Source organism: Streptomyces sp. SID11385, from assembly GCF_010548245.1.
In the GTDB taxonomy this organism is placed as follows: Bacteria; Actinomycetota; Actinomycetes; order Streptomycetales; family Streptomycetaceae; genus Streptomyces.
The window spans coordinates 1-12,678 of record NZ_JAAGLR010000289.1 but is presented as its reverse complement, the minus strand read 5'-3'; the positions used below and the strand labels follow the sequence as shown (position 1 = coordinate 12,678).

The following is a 12,678-nucleotide window of genomic DNA, read 5'->3' as shown; positions in this document are numbered from 1 at the left end:
CGCCTCGCCCCGCCCGTACCGCCCGTGCGCGCTCGCCTGCCAGCGCCGGTTCGCCTCGCGCATCCGCGCGGCGTCGGCGCCCAGCCCGCGGCGGGCGCGCTCGACGAGCGCGGGGTGGAAGTCCTGCATGCGGCGCAGCAGGACGAGGGTGAGGTCGAGGGGCGTGAAGGACGGCACGGAGGGCTCCGCCGTGGTGAGGGGACGGTACGGGTACGGGGTCAGTCTTCCCGTACCGCCCCGCTTCCCTCCTGTGCCCCCGCCACGTCCTCGCCCAGCATCCGCCGCAGCAGCCCGCGCAGTACGAGCCGTTCCTCCCGGCTCAGGTCCGCGAGCGGCTCGCGGGCGAAGTCGAGTCCGTCGCGCAGGCTGCGCGCGAGGCGCAGGCCCTCGTGGGTCGCCGCCGCGAGCTTGACGCGGCGGTCGTCCGGGTCGGCGCGGCGCTCGACGAGGCCGCGCGTCTCCAGGCGGTCGATGATCCCCGTCACGTTCGAGGGCTCGCACTTCAGCGTCCTCGCGAGGCGGCGCATGGGCAGCGGTCCGAGGGACAGGAGACTCAGCACGCGGGCCTGCGCCCCCGTGAGGGCGTGCGCCGCCGCGGCCCGCTCGTACTCCTCGTGGTAGCGCCCGACGACCGCGCCGATGAGCTGCACGACCTCCAGCGTGAGGGGATCGCGCGGGGCGGTGGCGGGGAGTGTCATGCCTCCATCGTAACGAGGTGCTTGACATAGTGAAATGTTCATGCGCATGTTTGTTTCAGCCCATGAAACAAATCCCCCGCAGGAGGCACTCCGCATGACCACCCTTCCCGAGTCCGGCCGCGCCTGGCACCTCGTCCGCCGCCCGCAGGGCTGGCCGGTGCCCGAGGACTTCGCGCTGCGCGAGGCCCCCGTACCGGCTCCCGCCGAGGGCCGGGTGCTCGTGCGCAACCTGTACTTCTCGGTCGACCCGTACATGCGCGGGCGGATGAACGACGTGAAGTCGTACACGCCGCCCTTCGCCCTCGACGAGCCCATGACCGGCGGCGCGGTCGGCCAGGTCATCGCCTCGGAGGCGGAGGGCTTCGCCGAGGGCGACTACGTGCTGCACTTCGCCGGCTGGCGCGAGTACGCCTCCGTCCCCGCCCAGCACGCCACGAAGGTCGACCCGGACGCCGCGCCGCTCTCCGCGTACCTCGGGGTGCTCGGCATGACGGGCCTGACGGCCTACGCCGGGCTGCTGCGCGTCGCCGCCTTCAAGGAGGGCGACGCGGTCTTCGTCTCCGGCGCGGCGGGCGCGGTCGGCAGCGAGGTCGGGCAGATCGCCAAGCTCAAGGGCGCCTCGCGCGTCATCGGCTCGGCGGGCTCGGACGAGAAGGTCGCGTGGCTCGTCGACGAACTCGGCTTCGACGCCGCCTTCAACTACAAGAACGGCCCCGTCGCCGACCAGCTCAAGGCGGCCGCGCCCGAGGGCATCGACGTCTACTTCGACAACGTCGGCGCCGAGCACCTGGAGGCCGCGATCAGCCGCGCGAACGTGCACGCGCGCTTCGCGATCTGCGGCATGATCGCGCAGTACAACGTGACCGAGCCCCCCGCCGCCCCGCGCAACCTCGCGCAGGTCATCGGCAAGCGCATCCGCCTGGAGGGCATGCTCGTCCAGGACCACGCCGACCTCCAGGGCCAGTTCGTCGAGGAGGTCTCCGCCTGGGTCCGCGACGGCAGCCTCAAGTACCGCGAGACCTTCGCCCACGGCATCGACAACGGCGCCGAGGCGTTCCTCGGCCTGCTGCGCGGTGAGAACACCGGGAAGATGATCGTCGACCTGACGTGAGCGGGACCGGGGGCCGGTGAGGCGGGGGCGGGCGCGTCAGGTGCCCGCCCCCGCCTCACCGGTACCTGACGTGCCCACGCCCGGTAGGGTCCGCCTATGCGTGAACTCGCCCTCGGATTCCGGTACCTGCTCGACGGTCAGCGCTGGGTCGGCCGGCACGGCAAGCGGTACGGCGTGGCCCTGCTGCCCGGGCTCATCACGCTCGTCCTGTACGCGGCCGTGCTCGTCGCGCTCGCCCTGTGGGGCGGGGACCTCGTCGCGTGGGCCACACCGTTCGCCGACGACTGGGAATCGCCGTGGCAGGGGCTCTTCCGGGGCGCGCTCACCGTCGTGCTCTTCGCGCTGGTGCTCCTCGGCTGCGTGCTGAGCTTCACCGCCGTCACGCTCGTCGTCGGGCAGCCGTTCTACGACGCGCTCTCGGAGGAGGTCGACCGCGAGATCGACGGCTTCCCGACCGAGTCGGGGCTCTCGCTCGGCCGTGAGATCTGGATCTCCGTACGGGACGGCGTCCGCATCCTCGTGCGCGCCGCGATCTGGGGCGTGTGCCTCTTCGCCGCCGGGTTCCTGCCCTTCGTCGGGCAGACCGTCGTCCCCGTGATCGGCTTCTTCGTCACGGGGTTCTTCCTCGCCGAGGAACTGGTCTCGATCGCGCTCGCCCGCCGCCGCGTCGACCTGCGCGAACGCCTCGCGCTGCTCCGTGGACGCAAGCGTCTGACCTGGGGCTTCGGCGTCCCGCTCGGGCTCGCCTTCCTCGTCCCCGTCGTCGCCGTCTTCCTCATGCCGGGGGCCGTCGCGGGCGCCACGCTGCTCGCCCGGGACCTGCGCGGGGAGCCGCTGGAGAGCGCCGGACGCGAGGAGATCCCGGCCGCCGAGCGCCCCTGAGCCGGGTTCGCGCTGTGACATTTCCCGCCGCCCCCGCCGTTCCGGAGGTTCCTCCGGTAACGCATACTTCACCTGCGCCGCCCGTACGGACCGCGGGCGGTCAGCGGGACGGCGAAGGGCGGAACCCAGCAATGACCACCATCACGGCGGCCGAATCCGGTACGTGGGCACTCGGCGGAGACCTCCCCGTGCGCCGCATGGGCTTCGGCGCCATGCGGCTCACCGGCACCGCACCCTTCCACCAGGGCGTCCCGCGCGACCGCGAGCAGTCGCTCCGCGTCCTGCGCCGCGCCGTCGAACTCGGCGTCAACCACATCGACACGGCCGCGTTCTACTTCTCGCAGACCCGCTCGGCGAACGAGCTGATCAACACGGCGCTCTCGCCGTACGCCGACGACCTCGTCATCGCCACGAAGATCGGCCCCGTACGGGACGTGCGCGGCGAGTTCGCGGCGCCCGCCCGCCCCGACGAGCTGCGCGGCCACGTCGAGGAGAACCTGCGCCAGCTCGGCCGCGAGCACATGGACCTCGTCTACCTGCGCCTCATGGGCCAGGACTCGCTCGCCGAGCACTTCGGCGCGCTCGCGGAGCTGCGCGAGGCCGGGCTCGTCCGGCACCTCGGCATCTCCAACGTCAAGGCCGCTCACCTCAAGGAGGCGCTGGAGATCGCCCCGGTGGCGGCCGTGCAGAACCCGTACGGGATCGACCGGCGCGACGACGAGACGCTCACGCTCTGCGGCGAGCGCGGGGTCGCCTTCGTGCCGTTCTTCTCGGGCGCCAAGCCGGGCCGCGAGGCCCAGGGCGGCGGCGAGGAGCACGCGGCGGTGCTCGACGTGGCACGGGCGCACGGGGTCTCCGCGACCCAGGTGCGGCACGCGTGGGTGCTCGGGCGCGGCGAGCACGTGCTCGCCATCGCGGGGACCGGCAGCGTGGACCACCTGGAGGACAACGTGGCGGCCGGCGCGGTCCGGCTCACCGAGGACGAGGTGCGCACCCTGGACGCGCTGGCCGGCTGACTCACGCGGGCGGCTGCTCCGCCCCTTCCAGCAGGTGCAGGAAGTCGCGGAACGCCGCGCTCATGTCGACGGCCTCCGGGTCCAGGAGCCACTGGTACTGGAGGCCGTCCATGACCGCCACCATGAGCGTCCCGGCCTGCTCCGGGGTCAGGCCGCTCGGCAGCCGCTCGCCGTAGGCGGTGCGCAGGACCGAGGCCATGTTGCCCCGTACCACCACGTACCGGCGCGTGAAGAAGTCCCGCGCCGGATGCGCCTCCGTGACGCTCTCGCCGAGCAGCGCGCTGAAGGTCTGCACGACGCCGGGGCGCATCGCGTTGTAGTCCACGAGCGAGGAGAGCAGGTCCAGGCGCCAGGAGTCGCCCGGGATCGCGTCCCACTGGTCCCGCTCGGCGAGCAGCGCGACGAGCAGCGCCTCCTTCGTCGGGAAGTAGTGCAGCAGCCCCTGCTGCGTCAGCCCCACGCGCTCGGCGACCGCGCCGAGGGTCGCCCCGCGGTAGCCGCGCTCCGCGATCACCTCCAGCGTCGCCCGCAGGATCTCCGCGCGCCGTTCCTCGCCCTTGGCCCTGGCCATCCGCCCCGCACCCCTCTCGCCCGCCGAGCCCGTGACCGGCCCGGGAACCCTCGCCCGCCCGGCCCGTGACCGGCCCGGCGACCCCGCTCCCGCAGGACCGTACGGCATCGCTATGTCACGTAAAAATAACGTCCCCTACCGGACTACAGGTCGACGGGTGCAAGATGAGGGCGCGCTCCCACCCAGTCGGGGGCGTGGCCCCCGCAGCCGGCAGACAGCGACCACGAGGAGTACGGCCGTGACAGGTGCGTCCACCCCACCCGAGCCCCAGGTCACCCCTGAGCAGCAAGCCGCCCACGAGGCCGCGGTCGAGACCGCCCTCGCCCGGCTCGACCTCGACACGAAGACCCGGCTGCTCGCCGGGCAGGACTTCTGGTCGCTGCCCGCGATCCCGGAGATCGGCCTCGACTCGCTCGTCGTCTCGGACGGCCCCATCGGCGTGCGCGGGGTGCGCTCCACGAGCGAGGACCCCTCGCTCGCGCTGCCCTCGCCGACCGCGCTCGGCGCCACCTGGTCGCCCGAGATCGCCGTCCGCGCCGGTCAGGTGCTCGCCCAGGAGGCCCGCCGCAAGGGCGTCCACGTCCTGCTCGCGCCCACGGTCAACCTGCACCGCTCCCCGCTCGGGGGCCGCCACTTCGAGGCGTACAGCGAGGACCCGCACCTGACCGGGGCGATCGGCACCGGGTACGTGCGCGGCGTGCAGTCCGGCGGCGTCGGCACCACGACGAAGCACTTCGTCGGCAACGACGCGGAGACCGACCGCTTCACCGTCGACAACCGCATCGCCCCGCGCCCGCTGCGCGAGCTGTACCTCGCCCCCTTCGAGACGATCGTCGCCAACGCCCACCCCTGGGGCATCATGACCGCGTACAACTCGGTCAACGGCACGACGATGACCGAGCACCGCTACCTCGTCAACGAGGTCCTGCGCGGCGAGTGGAACTTCGACGGCGTCAACTTCTCCGACTGGACCGCCGCGCGCGACACCGTCGCCGACGCCAACGGCGGCCTCGACCTCGCGATGCCCGGCCCGAAGACCGTCTACGGCGAGAACCTGGCCGCCGCCGTGCGCGCCGGGGACGTCGAGGAGAGCGTCGTCGACGCCGCCGTCCGACGCGTCCTCCTCCTCGCCGCGCGCACCGGGGCCCTCAAGACCACCGAGCCCGTCGTCCCCGCCGACGCGCTCCCCGCCGCGATCGACGGCGAGGCCTTCGCCCGCGAACTCGCCACGCGCTCCTTCGTCCTCGTCCGCAACGAGGTACGCGACGAGACCCCCGCCCTCCCGCTCGCCCCCGGGGCCCGCGTCGCCCTCAGCGGCGCCGCCGCCCGCGAGGCCCGCGTCCTCGGCGGCGGCTCGGCGACCGTCTTCCCCGCGCACGTCGTCGCGCCGCTCGACGGGCTGCGCGCCGCCCTCCCCGAGGGCACCCTCTCCTACGAGGTCGGCGCCGACCCGAACAACGAACTCGACGTCGCGGGCCAGGGCTTCGCGCTGCGCGCCGTGTGCCGCGACGAGGCGGGCGAGGTCCTGGCCGACGTCCCGCTCGCGGGCGGCCACATCCAGTGGATGGGCAGCGACCTGCCCGAGGGCGTCACGTACGACACCCTGCACTCCATCGAGGTCACCGGGACCTTCACGCCGCGCGAGAGCGGCGAGCACGTCTTCGGCACGCGCGGCATCGGCGGCTTCAAGGTCGTCATCGCCGGTCGCGAACTCTTCGACGGCTCCGTCGAGATGGGCGCGGCGACCGACCCCTTCGAGGCGTTCTTCGGCCAGCCCACCGAGCGCGGGCGCCTGGAGCTGACCGCGGACGAGCCCGTCGGGCTGAGCGTCTTCCACACCGTCGCCAAGCCCGAGGGCCTGCCCATCCAGGCGGTCGGCTTCACCGTCCTGCACCAGAACCCCGTGCACGACCCCGACGAGCTGATCGCCCGCGCCGCCGAGGCCGCGCGTGACGCCGACGCCGCCGTCGTGGTCGTCGCGACGACCGAGCGCGTCGAGTCCGAGGGCTTCGACCGCACCGACCTCAAGCTGCCGGGCCGTCAGGACGACCTCGTCCGCGCGGTCGCCGCCGCCAACCCCCGTACCGTCGTCGTCGTCAACGCGGGCTCGCCCGTCGAGATGCCGTGGCGCGACGACGTCGCCGCCGTGCTTTTGAGCTGGTTCCCCGGGCAGGAGGGCGGCGCCGCGCTCGCCGACGTCCTCACCGGCGCCGCCGAGCCCGGCGGGCGCCTGCCCACCACCTGGCCGGCCGTCCTCGAAGACGCCCCCGTCGTCAACACCACCCCGACGGACGGGAAGCTGGAGTACACCGAGGGCGTGCTCATCGGCTACCGCGCCTGGGAGCAGGCGGGCCGCACCCCCGCGTACCCCTTCGGGCACGGCCTCGGCTACACCGACTGGACGTACGAGTCCGTCACCGTCGAGCCCGCCCCCGAGGACGGACTCACCGTCACCGTCCGCGTCCGCAACAGCGGCAGCCGCACCGGCCGCGAGACCGTGCAGGTCTACCTCGCCCCCGCCGAGCCCGGCACGACCCCCGAGACCGAGCGCCCCGCGCGCTGGCTCGCGGGCTTCGCGCAGGTCGAGGCGGCCCCCGGCGAGAGCGCCGAGGCGGTCGTACGGGTCGCGCGCCGCGCCTTCGAGATCTGGGACGAGGCGGGGAACGCGTGGCGCCTCGTACCGGGGGACTACGGCGTGGAGGCCGGACGCAGCGTGCGGGATCTGCGGGTCGCGGCGGCCGTACGGAGGGGCTGACGCCCGGGCCGCCCATCGACCGGCCGCCCCCAGGAGCGCCTGACCGCTTCCGGGGGCGGCCCCCCTTTTCGCGCTTCGCGCGGTGTCCTCAAACGCCGGACGGGCTGATTTTTCGCGGGCGGCGGGGAAGATTCCAGCCTCCCCGGTGATTGAGGAGCGGGGTCCGTGGCGGCTACCGTTTCGCCGTGATCCGTTCGTACGCGATCCGCGCCAGCGTCGCCTGGCCCTCGCGGCTGGGGTGGAACCAGTCCCAGCGGCTCAGTTCGCCCGCCGTGAAGCGGGTCGCGTTCGCCGCGCCGCCGTCGTCGCGGCACAGCTTGTCCTTCGCGCAGATCTCCCGCACGGTGCTGTTGTACTCGGCGACCCGCTGCTCGACCTGGTCCCTGCGCTCCGTCGCCGCCTTGTCCAGCGCGTCCGGGTCCTTCAGCATCGACGGGCAGATGCCGAGCTTCCACACCTCCTTGCCGAGGTCGCTCGTGCGCCCCAGCTCCCACAGCCGCTTGAGGTCCGGGATGCTGGAGAAGTACACCCGCGCCCCGGGCGCCTCCTCGTGCAGCGTGTCGAGCGCCTTCTCGATGTCCGCGCGGTACTCGGCCACGGGCGTCATCGCGTCGACGTCGGAGCGGCACGCGTCGTTCGCGCCGATGAGGACCGTCACCAGACCGGGATGGTGCTCCGCCGCGGACTTCATCTGCCCGGGCAGGGCCTCCGCCCGCGCCCCCGACTTCGCGAGGTTCCAGGCGTGGTCCTCGACGTTCTCCCCGCCGAGCAGCCGCCTCGCCAGCGAGTCCACGTCCTTCTCGCTGCCCGTCGACCACGACACGGCCGGGCAGTCGGCGAGCACGGAGCAGGCGTCGAAACCGCGCGTGATCGAGTCGCCCACGGCCGCCACCGAGGAGGGGCTGCGGTCCCAGCCCGTCGCCGCCCGCGTGCTCGCCACCTCGCCGGGCGGGCCCGGCCGCCCCGAGGAGTCCGAGCAGGCCGGTACCAGGGCGAGCAGGGCGGCCGTCCCCGCGCCCGCGAGGAGGCGGCCCGTACGAGGACCCGTACGGGGGAGCGCCGCACGCGGACGGCGGAGCGCGCGCAGGACCCGTACCGCCGTGACCACCTTCCGCATACGCGGGCTCCTTCCTTCGGCACACCGGACCCGGGGGCGTGCGCCCCGGCGCCTCGCGGGGCGCCCTGGCGGGTGAAAGCCGGGTGCTCGTGGCGCTGAGGTCGACGGTACGTCACACCGCGGGCGTTCCCGCAGGGTAGTTTTGCCCGAGGCGGCGCATGTCACGCCCCGGCGGGTACCGGCGGGGCCGACACGGCGACCGCCCCGGCCCGGTGACGGCCCGCTGTTCCCGGTCGGCTACATTGCATCACGTCACTTCTGTCCCATTTGGGAAGAATGCTCGGCACGGGCGCGAGGGACCCGCACCTCGTCCCCCACAGGAGGTACCGGTGACGACGACACGTGGAGTCCTGTACGTGCACTCCGCACCGCGCGCGCTGTGCCCGCACGTCGAATGGGCCGTGGCGAACGTGCTGGGGGTGCGGGTCAGTCTCGACTGGATCAGACAGCCCGCCGCGCCCGGCACCTGGCGCGCCGAGTTCTCCTGGCAGGCGGAGACCGGCACGGCCTCCAAACTCGCCTCCGCGCTGCGGGGCTGGCAGCTCCTGCGCTTCGAGGTGACGTCCGAGCCGACGCCGGGCGTCGAGGGCGAGCGGTACAGCGCGACGCCCGAACTGGGGATCTTCCACGCGGTCACCGGCGTGCACGGGGACATCCTCATCCCGGAGGACCGGCTGCGGGCCGCCGTGGCGCGGGCGGGGGCGGGGGAGAGCGTGCTGGCGGACGAGGTGCACAAGCTGCTCGGGAAGCCGTGGGACGACGAGCTGGAGCCGTTCCGCTATGCGGGGGAGGGGGCTCCCGTGCGGTGGCTGCACCAGGTGGTGTGAGCCCGGGCCGGGGGCTTTGTGGGGCTCCGCCCCACGCCCCGCTCCTCAAGCGCCGGAGGGGCTTGATTTTTCGGCGGGTCCCGGACAAACGTGTGGGGGCCGGCACCCTTCCGGTGCCGGCCCCCACACGTGCACTCACACGCTCCGGAACGCCAGGACCACGTTGTGGCCGCCGAAGCCGAAGGAGTCGTTGAGGGCCACGATGGCACCCTCGGCGGGCAGCTCGCGGGGCTCGTCGCGGATGATGTCCGCGCCGACCTCCGGGTCCAGCTCGGTGATGTTGATCGTCGGCGGGGCCGTCCGGTTCTTCACCGACAGGATCGTCGCGACGGACTCGATGCCGCCCGCGCCGCCGAGGAGGTGCCCGGTCATCGACTTGGTCGAGGAGATCGCAATGTGGTCCAGCTCGGGGCCGAAGACCTTCGAGAGGGCCTTGATCTCGCCGACGTCGCCCAGCGGCGTCGACGTCGCGTGCGCGTTGGCGTACACGATCTCGGCGGGGTCGAGCCCCGTCGAGGCGAGCAGGTTCTCCAGGGCGCGGGCGATGCCCTCGCCGGAGGGCTCGGGGGCCGTGATGTGGTGGCTGTCGGCCGAGATGCCCTGGCCCAGCGCCTCGGCGTAGACCGTGGCACCGCGCTTCGCGGCGTGCTCGGCGGACTCCAGGACCACGACACCGGCGCCCTCGCCGAGCACGAAGCCGTCACGGGCCGTGTCGAAGGGACGCGAGGCGCCCTCGGGGTCCTCGTTGTTCTTGGACATCGCCATCATGTTGGCGAAGGCGGCGATGGGCAGCGGGTGGATCGCCGCCTCGGTGCCGCCCGCGACGACGACGTCGGCACGGCCCGTACGGATCATCTCGATCCCGTAGCCGATCGCCTCGGCGCCCGAGGCGCAGGCCGAGACGGGGGTGTGGACCCCGGCGCGGGCGTTGATGGCGAGACCCACGTTGGCGGCGGGCCCGTTGGGCATGAGCATCGGCACGGTGTGCGGGGAGACGCGGCGTACGCCCTTCTCCTTCAGCACGTCGTACTGGTCCAGAAGGGTCGTCACGCCACCGATGCCGGAAGCGATCACGGCGCCGAGGCGGTCGGGGTCGACGGAGGCGTCCTCACCGGCCTTGGCGGTGAAACCGGCGTCCTTCCATGCCTCGTCGGCCGCGATCAGCGCGAACTGGGCCGAGCGGTCCAGTTTCCGCGCCTGCGGGCGGGGCAGGATCTCGCCGGGTTCGACGAGGACGCGGGCGGCGATCTTGACCGGCAGCTGCTCGGCCCACTCCTCGGTGAGGGCGCGGACGCCGGAGCGGCCGGCGAGCAGGCCGTCCCAGGTCGACTTCGCGTCGCCACCCAGCGGTGTGGTTGCGCCGATACCGGTGACGACCACGGTGCGATTGGTCGGGCTCACAGGAATTCCTTCTCCACGGATACGAGGGATTGCGGCGCCACCGCCGGGCGGCGGCAGTCACACAGGGCGGGCCACCGCGGCACAGGGGTGTGTGCCGCGGTGTCCCGGGCGCCGAGCGACCGGCCCCGGTCCGTGCCCGGAAGGCACGGACCGGAGCACGGGATCAGCTCTGGTGCTTGAGGATGTAATCGGCGGCGTCGCCGACGGTCTTGAGGTTCTTGACGTCGTCGTCGGGGATCTTGACGTCGAAGCGCTCCTCGGCGGCGACGACGACCTCGACCATGGACAGCGAGTCGACGTCCAGGTCATCGGTGAAGGACTTGTCCAGCTGGACGTCCTCCTCCGGGATGCCGGCGATCTCGTTGACGATCTCGGCGAGACCCTTGACGATCTCTTCCTGAGTGGCGGCCATGTCGGCGCTCCATTCGTTGAGGGGAATTGTTACGGGGATTCCAGCGGTGGCGCCCCTCCGGCCGGCCCGTGCCGCGCTCCGTCGCCCTGGTTGAGCAGCGGGAACACGCGCGGACGCGGCCGGATGGTGTGCCTAGGGGAGGGTAACGACCGTCGCGGCGAACACGAGACCCGCCCCGAAGCCGATGAGAAGCGCGGTGTCGCCGCTCTTCGCCTGGCCGGTCGCCAGCATCCGCTCCATGGCGAGCGGGATGGAGGCGGCCGAGGTGTTGCCGGTGGTCGCGATGTCGCGTGCGACCTGGACGTGCTCCGGCAGCTTCAAGGTCTTCACCATCGAGTCGATGATCCGCATATTGGCCTGGTGCGGGATGAAGACGTCCAGGTCCTCCGGGGTGATCCCGGCGGCGTCCAGCGCCTGCTGGGCGACCTTCGCCATCTCGAAGACGGCCCAGCGGAAGACCGCCTGACCCTCCTGGGTGATGGCCGGGAACCGCGCGACCTCGCCGGAGCGGTAGTCCGTCCACGGCACGGTCTGCTTGATGACCTCGGCCTTGTCGCCCTCGGAGCCCCAGACGGTCGGGCCTATCGCGACCTCCTGCGAGGGCCCGACGACGACCGCGCCCGCACCGTCCCCGAAGAGGAAGGCCGTCGCCCGGTCCTCCAGGTCGGTGAGGTCCGAGAGCCGCTCCACGCCGAGGACGAGCACGTACTCGGCGCTGCCCTCGACGACCATGCCCTTGGCCAGCGTGAGCCCGTAGCCGAAGCCGGCGCAGCCCGCCGAGATGTCGAAGGCGGCGGGCTTGCCGCAGCCGAGCTTGTCGGCGATCTCCGTGGCGACGGCCGGGGTCTGCTTGAAGTGCGAGACGGTCGAGACGACGACCGCGCCGATCTGCTCGGGCGCGATCCCCGCGTCGGCGAGGGCCTTGCCGCCCGCCTCCACCGACATCGCGGTCACCGTCTCCTCGGGGCCCGCCCAGTGCCGGCTCTCGATGCCCGAGCGCGAACGAATCCACTCGTCCGAGGACTCGATCGTCTCCAGGATGACGTCATTGGGGACGACGCGGTCGGGCCGGTAGCCGCCGACGCCCAGGATGCGCGCGTACGGGGCACCCTTGGCGGGCTTTATCTTCGACATCTGACGGGGCTCCTCGTCGTCCGGACGGTTCGGGGCGGGCGGTACGGGGTTCGGGCTTCGCGGGTCGGGGCGGGCGCTTCGCCGCCCGGGCGGCGGGTGCTTCGGCGGCGGGCGCCTCGGCGGTCAGGCGGAGTGCTCCGCGACGAGCGCGCGGGCCGCCTCGAGGTCCTCGGGGGACTTCAGCGCGAGCTTCGCGACACCCGGCAGGGCACGCTTGGCGAGACCGGTGAGCGTGCCGCCCGGGCAGACCTCGATCAGGGCGCTCGCGCCCCGCTTCTCGAAGGTCTCCATGCACAGGTCCCAGCGGACCGGGTTGGCGACCTGGCCCACCAGCCGGTCGAGCACCTCGCCGCCGGTCGCGACGACGGCCCCGTCCTTGTTCGACACGTACGCGAGCGCCGGGTCCGCCGGGCTCAGCCCGGCCGCCGCCCGCGCGAGCGCGTCGACCGCCGGGGCCATGTGCGAGGTGTGGAAGGCGCCCGCGACCTGGAGCGGCACGACGCGGCGCACCCCCTCGGGCTTGTCCTCGGCGAGCGCCGCGAGCTGCGCGGCCGTGCCCGCGGCGACGACCTGGCCGCCGCCGTTGACGTTCGCCGGGGTCAGGCCCAGCTTCTCCAGATGCGGCGCGACGGTGGCGAGGTCCCCGCCGAGCAGCGCGGCCATGCCGGTCTCGGTGACGGCCGCGGCCTCGGCCATCGCGAGCCCCCGGGTCCGTACGAGCCCGAGCGCCGCCTCGGCGTCCAGGACCCCGGCG

Annotated in this window: 12 protein-coding genes; 5 read left to right on the top strand and 7 right to left on the bottom strand. The window is 73.2% G+C overall.

All coding sequences use genetic code 11. From position 1 onward, the window contains the following. Positions 1–218: 218 nt before the first annotated feature. Positions 219–698 carry a MarR family transcriptional regulator gene (locus tag G3I42_RS08945; protein ID WP_164284077.1) on the bottom strand — a complete coding sequence of 160 codons (480 nt, stop codon included), beginning with the start codon at positions 696–698 and terminating at the stop codon, positions 219–221. A gap of 94 nt (positions 699–792) precedes the next feature. On the opposite strand from G3I42_RS08945, the gene G3I42_RS08940 reads away from it, so the two are divergent. From G3I42_RS08940 to G3I42_RS08930, 3 genes are all read left to right on the top strand, one after another. Next, complete coding sequence (locus G3I42_RS08940) at positions 793–1,809, top strand: NADP-dependent oxidoreductase (protein ID WP_164284075.1); 1,017 nt, start codon at positions 793–795, stop codon at positions 1,807–1,809. Positions 1,810–1,905: 96 nt separating this feature from the next. Beyond that, complete coding sequence (locus G3I42_RS08935) at positions 1,906–2,691, top strand: EI24 domain-containing protein (RefSeq protein ID WP_164284073.1); 786 nt, start codon at positions 1,906–1,908, stop codon at positions 2,689–2,691. A gap of 131 nt (positions 2,692–2,822) precedes the next feature. Further along, the gene (locus G3I42_RS08930) at positions 2,823–3,707 is read left to right on the top strand and encodes an aldo/keto reductase (RefSeq protein WP_164284071.1); all 885 of its coding nucleotides are present in this window, start codon (positions 2,823–2,825) and stop codon (positions 3,705–3,707) included. 1 nt (position 3,708) lies between these two features. Here G3I42_RS08930 and G3I42_RS08925 read toward each other — a convergent pair whose 3' ends face one another. Then, positions 3,709–4,278, bottom strand: a complete 570-nt coding sequence (locus G3I42_RS08925; protein WP_164284069.1) for a TetR/AcrR family transcriptional regulator — start codon at positions 4,276–4,278, stop codon at positions 3,709–3,711. Between the two features lie 238 nt (positions 4,279–4,516). Between G3I42_RS08925 and G3I42_RS08920 the strand changes: the two genes are divergently transcribed. After that, positions 4,517–7,033 (top strand): glycoside hydrolase family 3 C-terminal domain-containing protein, encoded by a 2,517-nt coding sequence (locus tag G3I42_RS08920; protein WP_164284067.1) that lies wholly within the window; start codon positions 4,517–4,519, stop codon positions 7,031–7,033. Positions 7,034–7,205: 172 nt separating this feature from the next. On the opposite strand, the gene G3I42_RS08915 is transcribed toward G3I42_RS08920, so the two are convergent. After that, positions 7,206–8,150: an SGNH/GDSL hydrolase family protein gene (locus tag G3I42_RS08915; protein ID WP_164284065.1), complete on the bottom strand. Its 945-nt coding sequence runs from the start codon at positions 8,148–8,150 to the stop codon at positions 7,206–7,208. 329 nt (positions 8,151–8,479) lie between these two features. Here G3I42_RS08915 and G3I42_RS08910 point away from each other — a divergent pair, with 329 nt between their 5' ends. Continuing rightward, positions 8,480–8,977 carry a DUF3145 domain-containing protein gene (locus G3I42_RS08910; RefSeq protein ID WP_007827502.1) on the top strand — a complete coding sequence of 166 codons (498 nt, stop codon included), beginning with the start codon at positions 8,480–8,482 and terminating at the stop codon, positions 8,975–8,977. Positions 8,978–9,112: 135 nt separating this feature from the next. Here the strand turns inward: G3I42_RS08910 and fabF are convergent, their stop codons facing one another. The 4 genes from fabF to G3I42_RS08890 all read right to left on the bottom strand — a co-directional run. Continuing rightward, positions 9,113–10,378, bottom strand: coding sequence for a beta-ketoacyl-ACP synthase II (fabF, locus tag G3I42_RS08905; RefSeq protein WP_164284063.1), 1,266 nt, complete (start codon positions 10,376–10,378; stop codon positions 9,113–9,115). Positions 10,379–10,541: 163 nt separating this feature from the next. Next, entirely contained in the window at positions 10,542–10,790 is a 249-nt protein-coding gene (locus tag G3I42_RS08900) for an acyl carrier protein (RefSeq protein WP_164284061.1), read from the bottom strand. Positions 10,791–10,922: 132 nt separating this feature from the next. Further along, entirely contained in the window at positions 10,923–11,924 is a 1,002-nt protein-coding gene (locus tag G3I42_RS08895) for a ketoacyl-ACP synthase III (protein ID WP_164284059.1), read from the bottom strand. Positions 11,925–12,047: 123 nt separating this feature from the next. Next, positions 12,048–12,678: ACP S-malonyltransferase (locus G3I42_RS08890; protein WP_164284057.1), on the bottom strand; the 631-nt coding region annotated here is incomplete at its 5' end.

Coding starts and splice junctions, on each gene's coding strand:
- G3I42_RS08945 (WP_164284077.1), bottom strand. CDS start 698: ATGACACTCCCCGCCACCGCCCCGCGCGATCCCCTCACGCTGGAGGTC.
- G3I42_RS08940 (WP_164284075.1), top strand. CDS start 793: ATGACCACCCTTCCCGAGTCCGGCCGCGCCTGGCACCTCGTCCGCCGC.
- G3I42_RS08935 (WP_164284073.1), top strand. CDS start 1,906: ATGCGTGAACTCGCCCTCGGATTCCGGTACCTGCTCGACGGTCAGCGC.
- G3I42_RS08930 (WP_164284071.1), top strand. CDS start 2,823: ATGACCACCATCACGGCGGCCGAATCCGGTACGTGGGCACTCGGCGGA.
- G3I42_RS08925 (WP_164284069.1), bottom strand. CDS start 4,278: ATGGCCAGGGCCAAGGGCGAGGAACGGCGCGCGGAGATCCTGCGGGCG.
- G3I42_RS08915 (WP_164284065.1), bottom strand. CDS start 8,150: ATGCGGAAGGTGGTCACGGCGGTACGGGTCCTGCGCGCGCTCCGCCGT.
- G3I42_RS08900 (WP_164284061.1), bottom strand. CDS start 10,790: ATGGCCGCCACTCAGGAAGAGATCGTCAAGGGTCTCGCCGAGATCGTC.
- G3I42_RS08895 (WP_164284059.1), bottom strand. CDS start 11,924: ATGTCGAAGATAAAGCCCGCCAAGGGTGCCCCGTACGCGCGCATCCTG.